Annotated in this window: 16 protein-coding genes; 6 read left to right on the top strand and 10 right to left on the bottom strand. The window is 61.2% G+C overall.

Features of this window, described 5'->3' with window-relative positions:
- Nucleotides 1-20: 20 nt before the first annotated feature.
- The 4 genes from P0D80_RS28150 (at nt 21) to P0D80_RS28135 (ending at nt 5071) form a co-directional block, all read left to right on the top strand.
- Nucleotides 21-1523, top strand: a complete 1503-nt coding sequence (locus tag P0D80_RS28150) for an ABC transporter substrate-binding protein (RefSeq protein WP_408288289.1) — start codon at nt 21-23, stop codon at nt 1521-1523.
- Between the two features lie 6 nt (nt 1524-1529).
- On the top strand, nt 1530-2474 hold the full coding sequence (locus P0D80_RS28145; protein ID WP_132379805.1) for an ABC transporter permease: 945 nt from the start codon (nt 1530-1532) through the stop codon (nt 2472-2474).
- Entirely contained in the window at nt 2474-3370 is an 897-nt protein-coding gene (locus P0D80_RS28140) for an ABC transporter permease (RefSeq protein WP_132379807.1), read from the top strand. The genes P0D80_RS28145 and P0D80_RS28140 overlap by 1 nt, the downstream gene beginning before the upstream one ends.
- 63 nt (nt 3371-3433) lie before the next feature.
- On the top strand, nt 3434-5071 hold the full coding sequence (locus P0D80_RS28135; protein ID WP_408288284.1) for a gamma-glutamyltransferase family protein: 1638 nt from the start codon (nt 3434-3436) through the stop codon (nt 5069-5071).
- Between the two features lie 150 nt (nt 5072-5221).
- Here the strand turns inward: P0D80_RS28135 and P0D80_RS28130 are convergent, their stop codons facing one another.
- From P0D80_RS28130 to P0D80_RS28120, 3 genes are all read right to left on the bottom strand, one after another.
- Nucleotides 5222-5797: a hypothetical protein gene (locus tag P0D80_RS28130; protein WP_408288281.1), complete on the bottom strand. Its 576-nt coding sequence runs from the start codon at nt 5795-5797 to the stop codon at nt 5222-5224.
- Nucleotides 5798-6049: 252 nt separating this feature from the next.
- Entirely contained in the window at nt 6050-6475 is a 426-nt protein-coding gene (locus tag P0D80_RS28125) for a response regulator transcription factor (RefSeq protein WP_408288278.1), read from the bottom strand.
- A gap of 151 nt (nt 6476-6626) precedes the next feature.
- Nucleotides 6627-12221, bottom strand: a complete 5595-nt coding sequence (locus P0D80_RS28120) for a trifunctional serine/threonine-protein kinase/ATP-binding protein/sensor histidine kinase (protein ID WP_408288275.1) — start codon at nt 12219-12221, stop codon at nt 6627-6629.
- Between the two features lie 231 nt (nt 12222-12452).
- Here P0D80_RS28120 and P0D80_RS28115 point away from each other — a divergent pair, with 231 nt between their 5' ends.
- Both P0D80_RS28115 and P0D80_RS28110 read left to right on the top strand, forming a co-directional pair.
- Nucleotides 12453-13133 (top strand): response regulator transcription factor, encoded by a 681-nt coding sequence (locus P0D80_RS28115; RefSeq protein WP_132381217.1) that lies wholly within the window; start codon nt 12453-12455, stop codon nt 13131-13133.
- A gap of 670 nt (nt 13134-13803) precedes the next feature.
- On the top strand, nt 13804-14070 hold the full coding sequence (locus P0D80_RS28110; protein ID WP_243658403.1) for a DUF3331 domain-containing protein: 267 nt from the start codon (nt 13804-13806) through the stop codon (nt 14068-14070).
- A gap of 113 nt (nt 14071-14183) precedes the next feature.
- Here the strand turns inward: P0D80_RS28110 and P0D80_RS28105 are convergent, their stop codons facing one another.
- From P0D80_RS28105 to P0D80_RS28075, 7 genes are all read right to left on the bottom strand, one after another.
- Entirely contained in the window at nt 14184-15188 is a 1005-nt protein-coding gene (locus P0D80_RS28105; RefSeq protein WP_408288271.1) for a GlxA family transcriptional regulator, read from the bottom strand.
- A gap of 55 nt (nt 15189-15243) precedes the next feature.
- Complete coding sequence (locus tag P0D80_RS28100) at nt 15244-16299, bottom strand: HoxN/HupN/NixA family nickel/cobalt transporter (protein ID WP_408288268.1); 1056 nt, start codon at nt 16297-16299, stop codon at nt 15244-15246.
- Nucleotides 16300-16383: 84 nt separating this feature from the next.
- A complete protein-coding gene (locus tag P0D80_RS28095; RefSeq protein WP_408288265.1) occupies nt 16384-16665 on the bottom strand; it encodes a nitrile hydratase accessory protein in 282 nt (93 codons plus the stop codon).
- Nucleotides 16666-16733: 68 nt separating this feature from the next.
- The gene (nthA, locus tag P0D80_RS28090) at nt 16734-17375 is read right to left on the bottom strand and encodes a nitrile hydratase subunit alpha (RefSeq protein ID WP_408179760.1); all 642 of its coding nucleotides are present in this window, start codon (nt 17373-17375) and stop codon (nt 16734-16736) included.
- A 33-nt stretch (nt 17376-17408) separates the two neighbouring features.
- Nucleotides 17409-18152: a nitrile hydratase subunit beta gene (gene nthB, locus P0D80_RS28085; RefSeq protein ID WP_408288261.1), complete on the bottom strand. Its 744-nt coding sequence runs from the start codon at nt 18150-18152 to the stop codon at nt 17409-17411.
- A 25-nt stretch (nt 18153-18177) separates the two neighbouring features.
- Nucleotides 18178-18681, bottom strand: coding sequence for a DUF1097 domain-containing protein (locus tag P0D80_RS28080; RefSeq protein WP_408179762.1), 504 nt, complete (start codon nt 18679-18681; stop codon nt 18178-18180).
- Nucleotides 18682-18705: 24 nt separating this feature from the next.
- Nucleotides 18706-19695, bottom strand: a complete 990-nt coding sequence (locus P0D80_RS28075; RefSeq protein WP_408288257.1) for a CobW family GTP-binding protein — start codon at nt 19693-19695, stop codon at nt 18706-18708.
- Nucleotides 19696-20386: the final 691 nt, after the last annotated feature.

Below are 20386 nucleotides of genomic sequence, written 5' to 3'. Positions count from 1 at the left end.
GATAACAAAGGGAAGTCCTCATGCGAAGAATATTGATTGCCGCGGCGCTCGCACTCAGCGCTACCAGCGCGATGGCCCAGACCAGCCAGACGATACGGATCGGCTTGCAGGACGACATCGGTTCGCTCGACCCCGCACGCAGCGTGCAGCTCGTCGACCGGATCGTATTTGCGTCGCTGTGCAACGCACTGGTCGATATCACGCCCGACCTGAAGATCGTGCCGATGCTGGCGACGTCGTGGACGACGAGCGCCGACGGCAAGACGCTTACGTTCAAGCTGCGGCAAGGGGTGAAGTTCCAGGACGACGAGCCGTTCAATGCGGCCGCCGTCAAGGCGAACCTGGACCGCGACCGCACGTTGCCGACGAGCAACCGCAAGAGCGAACTTGCGTCGGTCGATCACGTCGACGTGATCGACGACTACACGGTCGCAATCGTGTTGAAGCAGCCAGACGCCGCGCTGCTCGCGACGCTGACCGACCGCGCCGGCATGATGCTCGCGCCTAAGACGCTGGCCGATCCGGCTGGCGTCGCCGCGCATCCTGTGTGTTCGGGCCCGTACAAGTTCGTTCAGCGCGTGCAGAACGATCGCGTCGTGCTAGAGAAATTCCCGGGCTACTGGGACGCCGACAAATACCCGGTCCAGCGCGTGATCTTCCTGCCGATTCCGGACAGCACCGTGCGCCTCGCAAACCTGCGTTCGGGTTCGCTCGACATGCTTGAGCGCCTCGCGCCGTCCGATGTCGCGTCGGTCAAGAGCGACGCGAGCTACAAGTTCGCGCCGGTCAGCGGCTTCGGCTATTACTACGTTACGTTCAACATCGGCAACGGCAAGCGCAGCAACGCGCTGCTGAAAGACAAGCGCGTGCGGCAGGCGTTCGAACTCGCGATCGACCGTGACGCGATCAACCAGGTGATCGGCGCGGGCATCTTCGCGCCGGCGAATCAGGCGGTGCCGAAGTCGAGCCCGTACTACAACGCGTCGCTGCCGATGACGCATCGCGACGTCGCGAAGGCGAAGGCGCTGCTGAAGGCGGCGGGCCACGAGCACGTCGACATGGAGTTCACTTACCCCAACAACACGGTGTCGAGCCAGATCGTGCAGATGATGCAGGCGATGGTCGGCGAAGCCGGCTTTAACCTGAAGCTGCGGCCGACCGACTATGCGACCGAGCTCAATGCCGCGCACAGCGGCGACTTCGAGGCGATGTACCTCGGCTGGTCGGGCCGTGTTGATCCGGACGGCAACCTGCATCAGTTCAACACGTGCGCCGGCAACCTCAATTACGCGCATTACTGCAACGCCGAAGTCGACCAGCTGCTCGACGCCGCGCGCGTGAAGCTGACCGCCGCGGACCGCAAAACGCAGTACGACGCGGCGTCCAGGCTGCTCGCCGACGACGATCCGATCATCTACGTCTACAGCCAGCCGTGGCCGTTCGAACTGTCGAAGAAGGTGCAAGGCTTCACGCCCTATCCCGACGGCCTGATCCGCCTACGCGGCGTCAGTGTCAAGGGCTGACCGATCATGCTGCAGATCATTGCAAATCGCGTGCTGGTCGCCATTCCGACGCTGATTCTCGTGTCGATGCTGATCTTTGGCCTGCAGAAGCTGCTGCCCGGCGATCCGGTAATGGCCATGGCCGGGGAAGATCAGGATCCGCAGTTGATCGCGTCGTTGCGCGTCAAGTACCACCTCGACGAACCGGTGCCGACGCAGTACGCACTGTGGGTTCGCGACGTCGTGCACGGCGATCTCGGCGCGTCGCTGCGCACGGACGTCCCGGTGACGTCGCTGATTGCGCAGAAGCTGCCGGTCACACTGCAGCTCGCGGCGATGGCGATGATCTTCGCGATCGGCATCGGCATTCCGGCCGGCGTCATCTCCGCTGCAAGCCGCGGCGGCGCGCTCGATTACGGCGCGAACATCTTCGCGCTGTCCGGCATGTCGATCCCGAACTTCTGGCTCGGGATCATGCTGATCTTCATCGTCTCGGTGCGCTGGCACCTGCTGCCGTCGTCCGGCTACGTGTCGCCGGCCGAAGACTTCTGGCTCAGCATCAAGACCATGTTGATGCCCGCGTTCGTGCTCGGCGCCTCGCTCGGCGCGCAATTGATGCGCCACACGCGCAGCGCGATGCTGAGCGTGCTGCGCACCGACTATATTCGGACCGCGCGTGCCAAGGGGCTGCTGCGCGGCACCGTCGTCGTCAAGCACGCTTTTCGCAACGCGCTGGTTCCTATTGTCACGGTGCTCGCGCTGCTGTTCGGCGAACTGCTCGCGGGTGCGGTGCTGACCGAGCAGGTTTTCACGATCCCCGGCTTCGGCAAGCTCATTGTCGATGCCGTGTTCAATCGCGACTACGCGGTCGTGCAGGGTGTCGTGCTCGTCACCGCGCTATGCTTCATCGTCGTGAACCTGTGCGCCGACGTGCTGTACGTCCTCCTCAATCCCCGACTGAGACGCAGCTGATGGCTACTTCCGCCAACCCCGTTCACGCGTCGGCCGCTGCGTCGCAGACGACCGCACTGCCGCGCCGCAAGCGTCGTGGAATCGCCAAGTTCATGCGCAATCGCGCCGCCGTGTTCGGCGCGGCGCTCGTGCTGCTCATCGTCCTGATGGCGGTATTCGCGCCGTGGCTGTCGCATTACGACCCGGTGCAGGCGAGCTTCATGACCGTGCGGCAGGCGCCTTCTGCCGTGCACTGGTTCGGCACCGACGAACTCGGCCGCGACGTGCTGAGCCGTCTGCTGTGGGGCGCGCGCGCGTCGCTGCTGGCGGGCGTCGTGTCGGTCGGCATTGCGGTCGTGATCGGCGTGCCGCTCGGCTTGCTGGCCGGCTATTTCGGCAAGCTCGTCGACGGAGTGATCTCGCGAATCGCCGATGCGTTGTTATCGATTCCGTTCCTGATCCTCGCCATCGCGCTCGCCGCGTTCCTCGGACCGAGCCTGACCAACGCAATGGCCGCGATCGGCATCTCCGCGATGCCGCGCTTCGTCCGGCTGACGCGCGGCCAGGCGATCACCGTGAAGGCCGAGGAATACGTCGAAGGCGCGCGGGCAATCGGCCTCGGCCACGCGCGGATCATCGTGCGGTACATCCTGCCGAACGTGCTTCCGCCGATCATCGTGCAGGCAAGCCTGACGATCGCGACCGCGATCATCGCCGAAGCGAGCCTGTCGTTTCTCGGGCTCGGCCAGCTGCCGCCGGCGCCGTCGTGGGGTTCGATGCTCAACACCGCGAAGGATTTTGTCAGTCAGGCGCCGTGGATGTCGATTTTCCCGGGCATCGCGATCTTTCTGGCCGTGCTCGGTTTCAACCTGCTCGGCGACGGCCTGCGCGATGCGCTCGATCCGCGCGAGTCGTAACTCGAGTCCGTCACCGCCTCAATGGGCCGACGGCCCCCTCATTACTCTCGTTTGAGTTTTTCAATGACACGTTTCAATTGGCAAAACCCGTATCCAACACCCCGTTTGCCCGTGTTCGCGCGCAACATCGTTTCGACGTCCCACCCGCTTGCCGCACAAGCCGGCTTGCGGATGTTGTGGAAAGGCGGCAACGCCGTCGATGCGGCGATTGCCGCGGCGGCGGCGATCACGGTCGTCGAGCCGGTTTCGTGCGGCCTCGGCAGTGACGCGTTCGCGCTCGTCTGGGACGGCGCGAAGCTGCATGGGCTGAACGCGTCGGGCGTGTCGCCTGCCGCGTGGAACGTCGATTACTTCAAGCGTAAGTACGGTGAGGAAAACGGTCTCGCGAAGCACCCCAAGCGCGGCTGGGATGCGGTGACGGTGCCGGGTGTAATCGCCGGCTGGGAGGCGCTGCATCAGAAGTTCGGCACGCTGCCGTTCGCCGACCTGATGGAGCCGGCGATCGAAATCGCCGAGCGCGGCCATGCGGTGGCGAGCGTCGTTGCGTACAAGTGGGCGGCCGCTGTGCCGGAACTGAAGGACCAGCCGGGCTTCGCCGAGACGTTCATGCCGCGTGGCCGCGCGCCGGAAGTGAGTGAACTGGTGCGCTTCCCCGGGCACGCGAAGACGCTGCGCAAGCTGGCCGAACAGGGCCCGCGCGCGTATTACGAAGGCGAGATCGCCGAACAGATCGCCGCGTTTTCGCGCCAGGGCGGCGGCGCGCTCACGATGGACGATCTGCGCAACTTTCGCGTCGACTGGGTCGAGCCGATCAGCAAGGACTATCGCGGCCACACGGTGCACGAAATTCCGCCGAACGGCCAGGGCATTGCCGCACTGATCGCGCTCGGCATTCTCGAACAGTTCGACGTAGGCGCGCTGCGGGTTGACGGCATCGAATCGCAGCACCTGCAGATCGAAGCGATGAAGCTCGCGTTCGCCGACGTCTACCAGTACGTCGCCGATCCGCGCTCGATGGAGGTCACGCCCGAACAGATGCTCGACGACGCGTACCTGAAGTCGCGCGCCAAACTGATCGATCACAAGCGCGCCACGCAGTTCGATTTCGGCATGCCGAAGGCCGGCGGCACCATCTACATGTCGGTGGCCGACGAGCGCGGCATGATGGTCAGCTTCATCCAGTCGAACTACATGGGCTTCGGCTCGGGCATCGTCGTGCCGGACGCCGGCATTTCGCTGCAGAACCGCGGCTACGGGTTCTCGATGGATCCGAAGTCGGCGAACGTGGTCGAGGGCGGCAAGCGACCGTTCCATACGATCATCCCTGCTTTCCTGACCCAGCAGGTCGACGGCCGCCAGGAAGCGGTGATGAGTTTCGGCGTGATGGGCGGCGACATGCAGCCGCAAGGACATCTGCAATCGATCGTGCGCATGCTCGACTACGGCCAGCAGCCGCAGGCCGCGTGCGACGCGCCGCGCTGGAAGGTCAATCGCGACTTCACGGTTGACGTCGAAGCGACGCTCGATGAGGACACGGTGCGTGCTCTCGAGGGTCTCGGCCATACGATCAAGTCGGTCGATGATCCCTATATGGACTTCGGCTCCGGCCAGTACATCTGGAAGCTCGATCGCAACGACCCGGAGCGCGGTTATGTCGCCGCGAGCGACACCCGGCGCGACGGGCTGGCCGCCGGGTTCTGATCCTGGCCGCCGGGCCGTACAAGATGCCTGAGCCTCGCAGGTGGCGACCCGCCCCTTGCGAGGCTCGGGCTCAACGATGCCACGCATCCGTGTACGATTTGATCGGGCGGGACAGACGGGCGATCTCAGGCTCAGCGTCAGGCGCGATCATCAGTGGTTCAGACAGAAACACGCGCTCGCGGCTTCGGCAGGCGACAGGCCACTGTGGAAGTAAGCCTGCAATCGCCGCACGATCGCATCGTCCGGCTCCCAGGGCGCGCGAATGAAGCCTTCTCCGACGGCTTCTTCGTACACGGCGTTTGCCCATGCGCACAGGTCGAGTTCGAACGAAAAAGGCAGTGCTATCTGGTTGGACTGGATGAACATGACAACCTCCACAACATCGAACATGTGCGTGGTCAAATCACGCAGATGCGAATAACGGCGGCGGATAGATACGACATTTCCTCGTTTCAACGATTTGGATGCGCGGTGGTCTTGATCATTGCGACAAGCAAAGCGGCCACGACGACGAGGAAGCCGGACATGTAGATAAGCACGACGGTCATCATCGGTTGCTCCTCCTTCAGATATGCCGCAAGTGCGGCGGCCACCACCGGCTGACAGCATGGGCCGCGATGCGCGCAGCAGATCCACGGCAAAGGCCGCGAGACAAACCGTGAGCGTCAATCGTCGAGAAACCGGATTTAAGTTCGCGTGTTGATCGAACGAACTGGTGATAAACAAGACTGACCATGCCAGGTGTATCGTGCTTGCACACTGGCCTTGAAAACAATGTACAGGTGCGAGCCACACGAAACCATTCTACGAACGGTTCGAACGCCGGTGCATGTAGATAGGAATCTCATACCCGCGTATAACTCGCGTGATGGCGGAAGGCGAAAAAAATCGTCCTGACGAAGCAGGGGAATTGAAGCTGTGAGCGACCGGATTGCGTGGCCCGGCGCGACGGCAATCTCCTGACGAACTGCGAACGCGCTATGGCCGACCCAGCGCAAGATTGAGCAATCGCTCGACAGTGATGGCGTCAACGGGCTTCTCGAGGAAAGGGGGCGCACCTCTGGCCTGGATTTTGGCCTCAACGGCGTCAGTCGGGAATCCCGAGGTGAAAATGATCGGAATGGCGTACCCGAGGGCCAGAAGATGGTCGTGCAGTTCGATTCCGGACAAGCCCGGCATCCGTATATCCGAAATCAGGAATGACGTTTCGCCGACTGACCCCGAATCCAGAAATTCTTCCGCCGATGCAAACACTCGCGCCTGCCACCCTAGCGAACGAACCAGACTCGCGGTCGCCACCCGGGCACCCTCATCGTCGTCGACGATGGAAACAATTTGAGAAGACACAAGCGACGGGCCTCGACACACTGAAAGCGGAGCGTGCCAGACGAAATCGTCTGGCATGCGACTCAAATCAATCGTAGCTCGGAAGCCGCAGCACGGAAATGATACGAATGTATAAACGGGTCATAAGCGTAGCGTCGATCCGGATGCGTCTTGATCGTGCTCTCGACCATTACCAATTATTGTCCTGTTTATCACGCCGGATTGCCCTTCAGGACGCTTCGCTAATCGAAGGCAGGCTGAACTGAAAAATGGCCCCGTGCCCGGCATTGTTGGACGCCCACACTTGTCCTCCGTGGGCTTCGATGATCGAACGGCAGATCGACAACCCCATGCCCATTCCTTCGGCCTTCGTGGTGAAGAAAGCGTCGAACAGCCGATTTGCGCTTTCCGGATCGATCCCCGGGCCAGAATCCTGTACAGCGACCACGACGTGCCCATCGCTATCCCGATGGGACTCGACCCGGAGTTCACGTGAGTCGCCGCCGATGTCAGCCATCGCCTGGATACCGTTTATGACCAGATTGATGAGCACCTGCTGAAGCTGGACCCGATCACCGAGCAACGGAGGCAGCCCGGAGTCAAGCTCGAGGCGCAACGAAACGCGATGATTCAAGACTTCGCGCTGAACCAGGGCCACGACGTCATTGATCACATCGTTGAGTTGCAGCGGCGTCTTCCGCGGGGCAGCCTTCCTGGTGAGCGTGCGGATACGCCGGACAATTTCACTCGCGCGCCTACCTTCGCCGATCATATGCTGCACACAGGCCCGCACCTCTTCCGGCTGCGACTCCCCGCGGCCGAGCCATCGCAGGCAGGCTTCGCCACTGGTCACGATCGCGCCGAGCGGCTGGCCGACTTCGTGGGCGATGGATGCACTCAGTTCCCCAAGCGTTGTTACGCGAGTTGCATGAGCCAGTTCCACCTGCAACGCTTGCAACTGCTCTTCTGCCTGTTTGGCCGCGGTCCGCCGCGCTGCGAGTTCCGCCTCGGCCTCCTTCTGTTCGGTCAGGTCGAGCACGAACGCCACGCCGTTTTCTTCCGAGCCCTCGATTAGCGCGCCGCCGACCAGAACCGGGATGCGACTGCCGTCCTTGCGGATATATTCCTTCTCATAGGGCGGGGAACTCCCGCGCTGCCGTAGGTCGTCAATCGCCCGCGCATCGGCGGCGCGATATTCCGGAGGTGTCATGGTGGCCCATTGGACATGGCCGGACAGCAGATCTTGTCGCGAATAACCTACGATCCGGAGAAACGCGTCGTTCGCGTCGGTTGCGATACCGGCCACGTTCCAGAAGAACACTCCGATGATGTTCGATTCGACCAGCCGCCGGATGCGTGCTTCGCGCAGGCGTAGCTCCTCCTCGGCCAGCTTGCGCTCGCTGTTCTCGCGTTGCAGGTCGGCGTAGAGCAGCGCGTTCTCCAGCGAGATCGCAGCCTGCGAGGCCAGCAGTTCCAGCACGGTCACGCGTTCGGGAGGGAAAGCATGCGTGGCCAGGTTGTTCTCCAGATACAACAGGCCGATCAACGCAGAGCGCCGCATGATCGGCAGGCACAATACCGACTTCGGTCGCCGGCGGGCAAAGTAGTCGTCTGCCGCAAAGGGATTCGATTGCATCGCATCTGTCAACAATACCCGCTCCTGGCAGCGGCGCACGTAATTGATGATGGACGCGGGCAGCACCGATTCGCGTACGGACGATTCCGGCAACGCCTGTGCGGGCCGCGCCCGGCCCAGATGCCGCCGTACCTGGATCGTCTGCTGCTCGACGCTCGCTTCCGCCGCGAGGACCAGACTCTCGTTGCGTGCGAGCAGCAAATGGCAGGTCTGAGCCCCGGCATTTTCAAGCAGGATGTGCATCAGCGTGTCGACGAGATCCTCGAGCACGATCTGGCCAGAGATGGCCTGGGAGGCCTTGGTGACCGACAGCAGATCCAGTTGTTCGACATTGCCGAATGCAGTGACCGCCGATGAAGCCGGCTCTTCGCGCAGTTGCGGCGCGCGCGCGTCGATCTGTCTGACCTTACCGTCGGCGCCCCAGCGCGCAAAGCAGTCGCGCGCCTTTCGCATGTATGTGTCGGCAATTGTCTCGAATCCACGCGTCCGGTAGAACGCCGATGCGCGCTCATAAGCGATTGCCTCGTTATGGACGAAGTGGTGCTCGCGTGCCGAACGAATGGCCTGTTCGTAAAGCCGCATGGCGTCGGAGTCGTGCCTCTCGAGTCGGGCAATCTCCGCGGCTATCAGCGCGGCGCGGTTCGTGAAATTCTCGGGGCAATTGTTCGCCCACGTCTCGAGCTGCCTCTGGTGAGCGGACAGCGCCTCCAGATGCCTGGGTCGTTCGTCAGCCGATACCGAATCGCAGTGTGCTGCGCGCGCCAGCGCGCCATAGAAATGATATTCCGCCACCTCGAAGCAGAATGGCGACGCCCACAGCAACGGTTCAGCATTCGATGCCGCCGCGATGGCGCAAGCGTAGTCAGCTGCATGGAAACGCGCTTGCAACTTGCGAATCCAATACCAGCAAGCGACAAGTGCCAGCCCTGGATCTGCGGCCAAATGCTGCTCGAACCGGTCTTCGTCGAACGCGGCATCGTTGAAGGAGCCGAATTCGGGCGTCAGACCGCGGAGTCCATTGATCAGCCTGAGTTGCGCAGTCATGACGTCGGCGACGAATTCGAACCGCATTTTGCGTGCGAACTCGAGGCCACTTTCGGCTTCTCGCTGCACATCGCCGAGCGGGTCTCCGGCAGCCAGAAGATTGGTGATCAGGTTGTTGCCGCAATAGCCCGAAAACGTAAGGTCGCCAGTTTGGTTGGCCGTGTCGAAGGCGAGCCGCAGTATGGCTCGACCCGAACGTATGTGCGCCGTCCAGGGAACGATGAAGGCGCCAAAGCCGGCGTAGACGCGAGCTTTGAAGCGATCCATCCTGTGCTTCTCGACGAGATCGACGCCCAGCTTGCCGAACCGTAACCCGGCCTCGTAATCACCGAATTGCGGCCCAAGGGTCATGCCGAGCATGACGTATGCGAATCCCGATCCATCGCTATTGCCATGCTCGAGGCTCAGATTCGCCATGCGACCGGCGACGAGGCAATACAGGTTCATGTCCGTGGCATGGGCGGGCGGCTGGACGGCTGTTAGCACGTCCAGGGTGGCACGGCACACGGGATCGGTCATCAGAGGCAATTCGAGGAGCTGCTCGATCGAGCGGCTGCCCATCCGTTGCCACAGTTGTCCGTACTCTTGCTGCACCTCCTCCTTCCGCGGGTGCGCCGACCACGTGACGCCGACGGCACGGAGATATTCGAGGCTCACTTCAACGGCGCGGTCGGCTTGTCCCGCGTTCATATAAAGGGCCATGCGCAGGCACGCGACGGCGGCCTTATCGATGAGGTTTGCGGCGCGGTTTGAAAGCATCGACAGCCGTTGTTCCGCCGACGTCAGGTAGCTGTTGAGGAATTCGCATTCGGCACGCTGAAAGCCGAGCGAGAACGTGAGCGCATCGTGCCGGTTCGTACCATCCTCTGTCACCAGTGCGTCTCCGGCAGTGAAATAGGCCAGTGCCGATGCGTAGGCCGTCGCTGCCTTGGCACGCATGCCAGCGCTGAGATTGAGTTCAGCGACACGCTCGCGTTCTTCAGGCGCCTTGATCAGCGCGGCGCCCCGATTGAACTGGTTTGCCACATCGAACAGATGGTCGGCGAGCTCGTCGGCCGTCATGTTCGAGAGGAGCACGCGACCGATGCGCAGGTGTACTTCACTGCGGCGCTCTTCGGGAACCAGTGAGTAAGCCGCTTGCTGGATCCGGTCGTGCAGAAACTTACCGCTGCCATGGGTGCGCAGAATCAAATTCTCGCGCACGGCAGGCGCAAGTTGCTGCTCGAGTTCGGCCTGGCCGCTGACCAGCGCGAGAATCCGCAGGTCGAACTTGTTGCCGAGGCAAGCGGCCAGCTGCAGCGCTTCCTGTGCCGGGATCGGCAGTTGCCGCAACTTGCGCAACATCAGATCGACGACGTTGTCGGCGAAGTCTTTCGCTTTGATCTGTTCCAGGTCCCACTGCCATGCCTGAATCTGTGCATCACGCCGCAGCAACCCCTCCTTGTGTAGCGCATCCAGGAATTGGATAAAGAAGAACGGGTTGCTCTCGGTGCGTTCGCAAATGAGGTGTGTGAGCGGCCCGCAGGACGCGTGTGGCGCATGCAGCGTATCGGCGACCAACTGATTCAGATGCGCGGCGGACAACGGCGCGAGCTGGATGTCGATCACGGGCGTGCCACTGTGATGGATCGCATCGAGGCTCTTCATAAGCGGATGCGCTCCGCTCACTTCGTTGTCGCGGTAGGCGCCGATTAGCATCAGATAACAGGTGTCTGGGTGAGTGAGCAGGTGTTCGACGAGCGCCAGGCTGGCGGCGTCGATCCACTGCAGATCGTCCAGAAAGAGGACTAGCGGATGTGCCTTGCTCGTGAACACGGTCACGAATTGCCGGAAGACCAGGCGGAACCGGGTTTGTGCCTCCGCCGGCGGCAGCGCCGGTACCGGAGCTTGGGTGCCGATGATCAACTCGACTTTGGGCAGCACATCGAGAATAAGCTGGCCATTGACCCCGACCGCAGCCTGCAGTTGTTGTCGCCAGCCGGCGATGCGTGCTGCACTTTCGGCCAGCAGTTGCTGCACCAACTCGCCAAACGCTTGCGTAAGGGTGGCATACGGAATGTCTCGCTGGTACTGATCGAACTTGCCTGAAATGAAGTAGCCATGCTTCGTGACAATCGGCTTGCGCAAGGTGTCGACGAGCGACGACTTGCCGATGCCCGAGTACCCGGATACGGTGGCAAGCGCCGCCCGGCCGGTGGCCGCCATGAGTTCGAATACACCGAGGAGCGCATTCAATTCCTGATCGCGCCCGTACAGTCTGTGTGGAATCTGGAAGCGATCCGATAGATCGTCCGTGCCGAGCCGGAACGGCTCGATCAGGCCGGAGGCGCACCATTGCGCCAGACAGCGGTCAAGATCGGCTTGCACGCCGCGCATGCTTTGATAGCGATCCTCCGGTAGTTTGGCCAACAGCTTCATCACGATGTCGGACACCGGTTGCGGCACCGCGGGCGCGATATCGCACGGCGGCGGTGGCATACGGGCGATGTGGCAATGCGTCCATTCCAGCGGATCGCTTGCCTGGAACGGCAACTGACCGGTCAGCATGCGATAGAGCAACACGCCCATCGAATAGCAATCGGTCCGGTAATCAACCGGCCGATTCATGCGGCCGGTTTGTTCGGGGGACATATACGCCCACTCGCCCACGGATACGACAATGTCCTCTGGCGAGACGGTGTGTTCCTGGGTCGTTGCGAGGCTGAAATCCACCAGCAGAACATGGCCAGTGTCTGGCGCGACCAGAATATTGGCCGGCCGCAGATCTCGATGGATGACGTGGGCGGTATCGACGCCCGCCAATGCATCGGCCAGGTGATGGGCGATAGCGAGGCAGCGAGGCAGGTCCGGGCGCGGGCCGTGGCACAAAATTGTCTCGAGCGAGTCGCCCGAGAAGTCTTCCATAACCGATACCAGGCGTCCGCGGTCATCGATCAGGGTAAGCGGCTTGGCAACGCCAGCGATGTTCAACCTTTGAAGGAGCAGATATTCGCGCTTGAAACGAGCGGACTGGACTGCGCCGGCGTGTTCGGGAAGGAGCTTCAGAAGCACCGGGCGCCCATCTGTCAAGCGTCGGGCACGGTAGAGGTCCGAGCCCGCCGTCACGTAGACCCGATCAATGGTCTGACAATTCGCGACTAGCATTGTCCCCCCTTGTCTGCCGCGACCCGGCCCGACACCTGCACGTTGCATTCCGCTGTTGAATGAGGGCCCAGCCTGCACGGACGTTGGCCTCATCCAAAATAATCACGTGATGACGGCAACGATTTACAATTAGTTTACTCGGTTGCCAATGAGACGCAGAAGCATTGGCAAGTTGAAAATGGGTCCATGCCAGTGGGGTGCGACCGCATTCCGGCTTCCCAAGGTGTCAAGATGACTACTAGACCGACCCGCCGAACGACGGACAAATCCGAAACAACCGACGCGTCCGTCATCTATGTCGTCGATGACGACAAAGGAATCCGTCTGGCCCTTGACCTGCTTTTGCGCTCGGTAGGCTTGCGCGTCGAAACGTTCGAGTCGCCGGACGAATTTCTCCAGTTTCCTCATTCCGCGGGCCCGAGCTGCCTCATCCTCGACGTGCGACTCCGCGGGAAAAGCGGCATGGCTTTTCACCAGGAAATCGTCAATAGCGGCATGCGTATTCCCGTCGTATTCATGACCGGTCATGGAGACATCGAGATGGGGGTGAAGGCAATGAAGGCTGGCGCGCTTGATTTTTTTGCGAAGCCATTCAAAGACCAGGACATGCTCGACGCAGTTGCCCACGCCTTGGCGCGAGACAGCGAACGGCTCGCTGCGGAAGCCGCGTTAGCCGGTCTACGCGCTGCGTACCAGTCTCTTTCGCCGCGCGAGAAAGAGGTGATGGGCTTTGTCTTGTCCGGCCTGCTGAACAAGCAGATTGCCTCTGAGATGAACTTGAGCGAAATCACGGTCAAGGTGCACCGTGGACAGGTCATGCGAAAAATGAACGCGCGCTCTATGCCGGACCTCGTGCGCAAGGCCGAATCGCTTGGTATCAAGCCCTGTCTGCCCGACGGCCGTCAGTGCTGAGCGCGGATCTGCCCGCGTTTGCCGCCCAACAGGAGATTCGCTTGACGGGGCAAGCTCAGTGAAATCTCCTTACCGCGCTTATACGTCCGTATAAGCCGGTTACGCTAATGCGGCATCGGTATATCCAACCGTAGAGTAGACTCGCTCTCCGGCTAAAACTACTCTTCTCTTATCGCGGCACGCTTGCTCTCCTTGCAGCGCAAAGCTCGCAGTTCGGCCCGACGACCCCATGGCGCTTTCGGATGGCCGCCCGACCGGTTCCCTTCTTAACGTCCCCAAGGAATCATCGTGTCATATGTTCTACGTAGCTGGATCCATATCGGAAGCAACTCATATGGCGAGTACACGTTCGTGCCGTGGCTCGGCAGGACCATTTATCGCCGTACCGTCGACTTCTCCGCCATATGCATCCAGTAGCCGCAAAGTCGGGAGTTGCTCGGCCGCTGCCTCACTCTTTGCTAAGGATCGCAAACGATCGTGAACATCCCTCATCGCCTCGGCCGGACCGGGTTACTTCAGCGCCCGAGGTTCGGAACCCGTGGACGACGACGCTCGCAGCCATCGGCCAATCTTTTTCTCCGCCAGACCCGATGCGGAGTCCTCGGACCTGTGCGGTCGCTCCCGCTTGGGGGGTGAGCCGCTCAATTCGCGTAAATCGGAGGGCGGCGACGTGCGTACCTATACTGTGACGATCGTGGAGGAACTGTCCAATTCGCTCTTCGCATTGCGCTGGCACGACCCGACGCGTTGCAACTACGAGGAGCAAATCTGGGCACTATGCTTCGCTCCCGCGGCGGCGCGTTGCGCCCTGTCTGGCGAGCGCATCCGCAAGGGCGACCCGGTCTACCGTCCCCGAATCCGCGGATCGTTCAAACCACTCAACAGCGAAGCAGTGATTCTGGCCAGCGAGCTGCGCAAGGCCAGCACACGTGGCTGAGACGCGCTGGCCGTCGCAGAGTGCGCGCCAGGGTTTGGCGACAAACAGTTCAACTTGAAACCGGAAGCGTCTCGACGATCACGCGCAATTCGCACGGTTAGCTATCGCTTTCGTCATCGGTGACGCAGAGCAGCAGCCCCGTCGTTCACGGGATCGCCGGAGCGAAAGCGTTGCCGATATTCGGCGGGACTGATCTGAAGCCGGCGGCTAAACGTACGCCGAAGCGTATCCGCGCTCTCAAAGCCGCAACGCTTCGCGATTTCGCCGATCGGGTGGCGGGTGCTTTCGAGGTAGCGGCGCGCGGCATCGATGCGCGCGTCGTTCAGGAATGCGATGAGACTGACGCCGCATTCCTTGGTGAAGATGCGGGACAGATTGCGCGGACTCATTTTGAGGCGGCGCGCAAGCGACGTGGTCGTGTGATTCAGATGAAGGTTGTCGAGCAGGTACTGCTGAATTGACTGGATCTGGGAATCGCTGGCGGCCTGGGTTTCCAACAGGGGGCTGAATTGCGATTGGCCGCCCGCGCGGCGCACATATACGATCAGATACTTTGCGACGTCGAGCGCCATTTGCTTGCCGAAGTCTTCTTCGATCATGACCAGCGCGAGATCGATGCCGGCGGTCACGCCTGCGGTCGTGTAGAGGCCGCTGTCTTTTACGTAGATCTGGTCGGGTTCGACCTTCGCCTTCGGAAACATTGACGAAAGACGCGTGGCGTCCATCCAGTGGGTCGTGACCGTACGGTTATCGATCATGCCGGCGGCGCCGAAAGCAAAAACGCCGTTGCAGATGGCGGCGATCCGCCTCGTGCTCTTGTGCTGCTTCGCGAGCCATTCGCTGAGCGTCGAGTCTTCGAGTACTTCGAATATGCCGAGGCCGCCGGGCACGATCACCGTGTCGAAATGCGGACACGGATCGAAGATGGTCCGGTCCGGCATTACCGTGAGCCCGCTGGAAGACAGCACACTACCGCGCGTCGTGCCGATCGTCAGCATTTCGTATTCGCAGGCCCCCTGACTGAGGATGCGGACCTCCGCAAAGGCGTCCTTGGGCCCCGCGATATCGAGCAGCTGGAATCCGGGGAACAGCACCATTCCGACGGTGATCTTGCGCATAGGGGTCAGTCAAAATGGAGCCGAGGCTGGCGCGACGCATGCCGCATGCGCTCGCCTAGCGGCTCGCCTCGAGTTCGTCGAAGCGCCGGGTTCGGTAAAGCACCATCGATACGAGCCAGCTCGCGGCGAAGATGCCGATGATGATGTAGCCCAGCGTGCCGAAGTTGTCGTTCAGCGTCCCGATAGCATCCCACAGCTTGCCTTCGAGCTTCAAGTGGTCAGAAATCAGGCCCAGGGCCTCGATCGTGCCGACCAGCAGCGCGACCGCGACCGACACCAGTGTGATCGTCATGTTGTAGTAGATCTTACGAATCGGCTTGAGATAGGCCCAGCCGTAGGCCCCGAGCATCAGGTGACCATCGAGCGTATCCACCAGCGACATTCCCGCGCTGAAGAGCGCCGGGAACACCATGACCGCCCATGGCGAAATGCCGTGAGAAGCCTGCGACGCGGACATGCCGAGCAAGCTCACCTCAGTCGCGGTGTCGAAACCCAGTCCGAACAGAAAGCCAAGCGGGAACATGTGCCAACTGCGCGTGACTAGCCGAAACATCGGGCGAAAGATCCGTGCGAGAAAGCCGCGATCGGCTAGCAACATGTCGAAGTCGTCGTCGACGTAGGCGCCGCCTGCGCGAACGTGGCGCCATGCCTGGAAGATCGCTTTCAGAATCAGCAGGTTCAGGAACGCTATTGCGAACAGAAAGACTGTCGACACGGACGTACTGATCAGGCCGCCCAATTCCTTGTATTGGGCAAAGCGTGTGCTCAACACGCTTGCGACCGCCACGACCGCGAGCGAGGCGATGACGATGATGGTCGAGTGACCGAGCGAGAAGAAAAAGCCCACGGCGACAGGGCGCTTTTTTTCCTGCATCAGCTTGCGGGTCACGTTGTCGATCGCGGCAATGTGATCGGCATCGACCGCATGGCGCAAGCCCAGTCCATAGGCGATCAACGCGGTGCCAAGCAGGACCGGGTGGTCCCAGAACGACACGAACGCCCAGATCCACGCGGCGGCATTAGTCACCAACAGCAGGCCGTAAATGCCGAAGAGCTTGCGCTGGACCTGAGGATCGGATCCGGTAAGTACATTGGACAGTTGCTTGAGCATGATAGATATCCTGATGAAACTTCGTTACGCGATATGGCGAGCGTTTTCGCACCCTTGTCTGAACGCCGGAAGCAAGGGCACGGCTCAGTTGCTGGACGGACGCAATGCGCGCAGATTCAGCGACGCCATGTCTGTAGCCGACAGCACCCCAGCCTGCGTCACGGTCTTTTCGAGGGCGAGCAGAAAGCGCTCGTAGTAATCCCACGGTGGCTGCCCCGCGCAGTATCCGTCTTCCCATTCGGCGATCGACTCGATGAGATTCTGGCGGAAGTCTTCCCACTCGAAGTGCCCCGCCTTCGACAGCGAAAGCGCGAGCCCGAATACCTGCCGCTCCCATGGCTTGTCGAACAGAAGTTTGCCTTGCATGCGCGGCGGAGAGTCCGGATGTCCAAGCATGCTGGAGGCGGCATATTCCTCGAACCGGGTAAACATGATCAGACCGCCGGCCGAGGCGATGCGTCAGGCGAGGGCACCAGCGCCACACCCATCATCGCTTCGGGTGTCACGAGCGCAGCCAGTTCCGCCTCGCTCATGCCTTCAGTACCCGCGGGCCGCTCCGGGATGACGAACCAGCGGATTTGCGCGCTGCTGTCCCATACCTTGACTTCTGTCTCGTCCGAAACCGGCACGCCGAACTCCTTCAGCACGGCGCGCGGTTCGCGCACGCCGCGCGCGCGAAACACCGGGTCCTTGTACCAATAGGGCGGCAGACCGAGCACGGGCCAGGGATAGCAGGAGCAGAGCGTGCAGATGATGAGGTTGTGAACGCCGTCGCCGTTGGCGACTGCGGCCATGTGTTCGCCTTCCGCGCCTTCCATCCCGGCCGGGAAGTCCATTTCCGCAATCGCCTTCGGTGTGTCTTCGACAAGGCGTTCTCTGAACGCCGGATCGATCCACGCGCGCGCCACAATTTTCGCGCCATTGAACGGGCCGGCCATCGTTTCGAAATGAGCCAGCACGGTATCGACCGAGTCGCTGCCCAGCACTCCTTTCTCGATCAGAAGCGCTTCGAGCGCCCGTACCTTGGCCGCGCTCGCGGCCTCCCGCTCGTCGTCGTATTTAAAAAGTTCGCTCATGTTGGTTCCATACCAGGTGATGGGTGTCGACATTCAGTTCGATGCATCGAGATACGCTTCGTATAGGTCGGCGTAGATCGTCGTGTTTGGTTCGCTCTTTTCCTTGCCCCAGATGTCCTCGGCCTTGAATGCAACGCGATAGACGGGCATCGGCTCGCCGATGCCGTCGGGCCCTGTTGAAACGAAGTAGGAGTAGGCACCCGGATAGACGAAGTCGATCACACCGCGCTTGTTGCGCAGGTAGCCCGGCAAACGCGTGTGATCGACGGCGGCCGGATCGGCGATGCACACCTGGGCACCGGGTTCGAAGCGCGGCGTCTGCGTCAGTGCATTCAGCCCCGAATCGCCTTTTGCAAGGTAGTCGTTGATCTGCGAGGCAATGGCCGGATTCGGCTGCGCGGGCAACGGCGCATCGGGCTGGGCGCGGTATTGCGCGGTCTTCTGCGCGAGCTCGTCGGCCGATACATAACCCTGATCGATGAAGAATTGCGAAATCCCCATCAGCCACTTTTCGTAGTACCGGTATTTGAAGTATTCGAACGGCTGCATGCCTTCGGCGCCGGTGCGCAGCGACGCCCAGGTCCACGTATTCCTGAACGTGGTAGGCAGCGTTGCCACCGGGTACTTTGGCAATGCGTCCGACAGATGCGTGCTTTCCGCCATCATCACCGTATGAATGCCGAAAATACGCTTCTCCCACGGCTCGACGAAAACCCGTGTCTCGACATTGACGGGTCCGAGGTTTTCGAGCCCGCCAAGGCTGTGCTGTAGTTTCATGACGTGCGATTCCTGAAGTGGGTGGTCAGTTGAGTTGAGGCTGAGCCTTGTGGCTTAGTGCTTCGCCGAACGCTTCGGAGACGATGCCGAAGACGGCGCCGGTAACGAGCGCGGCGGCAGCCACCAACGCGGGGTTCTGGATACCGACCGTGGTAATCGCCTTACCGGTGGCGACTGTGGTGCCGACCGTCGAAGCGAAGCCCCACACGACGGCGGGCAGCACATTCAGCAGCTTCAGTTTCGACACCTGCACCATCGCCGCACTTCCGACGCCGACGCAGATCGCTGCGGCGAGCGGGGCCGTGCCGCTATTGGCGATCGCCATCAGCGAGAGCGACGCGATGACGAGGCCGGTGAGATTCGACGCGACGCTTTGCACGAAGCCGCGCGGACCGCCGCCGACCACGAAGAACGATGCCCACGCGATAAACGTGACCCAGACGGGGACTGGAAACACCGTTGCCGTGACGTAGGTGTCGACGACGGCGAGCACGCCGATACTGACGGTAAGCGCATCAGTCTTTTTCATTGCAGACTCCTCGAGATAAGTTGGCTAGTGGATACAGCTGAGAAACGATTCGCGCAGTCGTGGAAAATCCAGATTGCGGCCGATGAACACGAACTTGTTCTCGCGCGGCTCGTCCTTCTGCCATGCGCGTCCGGGTTTGGCTTCCAGCAACATATGCACGCTATGGAAATGGAACTGTCGCGCTTCGGCGTGAAAGTTGAGGACGCCTTTCATGCGCATCATTTGCTGGCCTTGCTGCTGTACGAGTTCGTTAATCCAACGGTTAAAGCGCGTGGCATCGAGGTCGCCGTTTTCGACCAGCGCGCACGATTGGATCGACGTGTCGTGTTCGTGGTCGTGAGCGCCTTCGTCGAGCAGATCGGGCTCGATCGCGAGCAGCGTGGGGAGCGAAAAGCGGCGCACACCCAGCAGAGCGTCCGCGCGGATTTGCGAGCGGGTCGAGGTGATGATGGCGGCGGTTGGATTCAAAGAACGGATCGTTCGTTGGACGGCGACTAGCTCGTCTTCCGTGATCAGGTCGAGCTTGTTGATCAGAATGACGTCGGCGAACGCCACTTGCTCGCGCGCAATGTCGTCATCGAGTTGCCGGCGCAGATGCAGTGCGTCGACCACAGTGACGACCGATTCGAGATCAACGGCTTCGCGCAGGTCGGGATCGGCGAGGAACGTTTGCAGGACCGGTGCCGGATCGGCGAGTCCGGATGTCTCGACGATCAGGCGCTGCATGGGTGCCGCGCCGGTCTGCGAACGCGCCAGCAGCGCTTTCACACTATCGACGAGGTCCGCGCGCACCGTGCAGCACACGCAGCCGTTATTGATTTCGACCAGCGCCTGTTCTTCGGCGACGATCAATTGCCCGTCGATGCCGACTTCGCCGAATTCGTTGACGACCACGCCGATTGATCCCGGCGCCCGTTGCTGCAGCAACTGATTGACGAGGGTGGTTTTACCCGAGCCGAGAAACCCGGAGATGACAGTGACGGGAAGCTTGAGCGGTGTCGGTGTGCGATTCATGAGAGAGTCCGGTGCTGATCGAGACTGACTCAATAGAGCGAGTACCAGGCCTGTCGCCGTCATCCGTCTGTGCAGGAAATCAGCTTGTCCCGAATGCACGGGAAATGTGGCTGTTTTTGTCCGAGGCGGACATTGAGGACAACATGATGCGAACAGGCGGCATGAATCCGATGCCAAGCGCTGGTGCAGGTGTGAGATTCGATGCCCTGCGACGGTGCGCAATGTTCCGTAGCTATGCGCTGCGGTGGCGATGACGACTCTGGAAAACGCTAATGAGCGCGCATTCAGCAATAACGGGCAGTACCTACGGCTGTTCCGCTCTCAGAAGGCGATGTCAGTTTTCACTGAAAGTAAATAAACAAGTGATTTTCGGTGAAGCCATAACGTGCCTCCCGCGGATAAGCTATTACTTCCCACTTCCGAGTTCCCCGTACATTGACCCACGTGCGATGTCTCAGGCGGCACCTTAATGCATTGCCCACCAACTATACGTTCAATGGCGACTGCTGATGCCTTCGATATCCAACGGTACCGATCATAGTTTGCGAGTAACACCAGAATGACAAACAAGACTGCCGCACAGAACATTCGCGAAGCCGCCCTCGATTACCACGAGTTCCCCACTCCGGGGAAGATCGCGATCGCCCCGACCAAGCAGATGATCAACCAGCGCGACCTCGCGCTGGCGTAC

It is taken from the genome of Paraburkholderia sp. RL17-373-BIF-A, assembly GCF_046030175.1.
Classification (GTDB): domain Bacteria; phylum Pseudomonadota; class Gammaproteobacteria; order Burkholderiales; family Burkholderiaceae; genus Paraburkholderia.
Note: the sequence above shows the minus strand (reverse complement) of the source record. Positions and strands in the feature narration are given on the sequence as shown.

Excerpts from the sequence above, each read along its gene's own strand:
- P0D80_RS28125 (WP_408288278.1), bottom strand. The coding sequence starts at position 6,475 with ATGCCAGACGATTTCGTCTGGCACGCTCCGCTTTCAGTGTGTCGAGGC.
- P0D80_RS28115 (WP_132381217.1), top strand. The coding sequence starts at position 12,453 with ATGACTACTAGACCGACCCGCCGAACGACGGACAAATCCGAAACAACC.
- nthB (WP_408288261.1), bottom strand. The coding sequence starts at position 18,152 with ATGAAACTACAGCACAGCCTTGGCGGGCTCGAAAACCTCGGACCCGTC.
- P0D80_RS28150 (WP_408288289.1), top strand. The coding sequence starts at position 21 with ATGCGAAGAATATTGATTGCCGCGGCGCTCGCACTCAGCGCTACCAGC.
- P0D80_RS28095 (WP_408288265.1), bottom strand. The coding sequence starts at position 16,665 with ATGCAAGGCAAACTTCTGTTCGACAAGCCATGGGAGCGGCAGGTATTC.
- P0D80_RS28120 (WP_408288275.1), bottom strand. The coding sequence starts at position 12,221 with ATGCTAGTCGCGAATTGTCAGACCATTGATCGGGTCTACGTGACGGCG.
- P0D80_RS28075 (WP_408288257.1), bottom strand. The coding sequence starts at position 19,695 with ATGAATCGCACACCGACACCGCTCAAGCTTCCCGTCACTGTCATCTCC.
- nthA (WP_408179760.1), bottom strand. The coding sequence starts at position 17,375 with ATGAGCGAACTTTTTAAATACGACGACGAGCGGGAGGCCGCGAGCGCG.
- P0D80_RS28140 (WP_132379807.1), top strand. The coding sequence starts at position 2,474 with ATGGCTACTTCCGCCAACCCCGTTCACGCGTCGGCCGCTGCGTCGCAG.
- P0D80_RS28105 (WP_408288271.1), bottom strand. The coding sequence starts at position 15,188 with ATGCGCAAGATCACCGTCGGAATGGTGCTGTTCCCCGGATTCCAGCTG.
- P0D80_RS28145 (WP_132379805.1), top strand. The coding sequence starts at position 1,530 with ATGCTGCAGATCATTGCAAATCGCGTGCTGGTCGCCATTCCGACGCTG.
- P0D80_RS28135 (WP_408288284.1), top strand. The coding sequence starts at position 3,434 with ATGACACGTTTCAATTGGCAAAACCCGTATCCAACACCCCGTTTGCCC.
- P0D80_RS28100 (WP_408288268.1), bottom strand. The coding sequence starts at position 16,299 with ATGCTCAAGCAACTGTCCAATGTACTTACCGGATCCGATCCTCAGGTC.
- P0D80_RS28080 (WP_408179762.1), bottom strand. The coding sequence starts at position 18,681 with ATGAAAAAGACTGATGCGCTTACCGTCAGTATCGGCGTGCTCGCCGTC.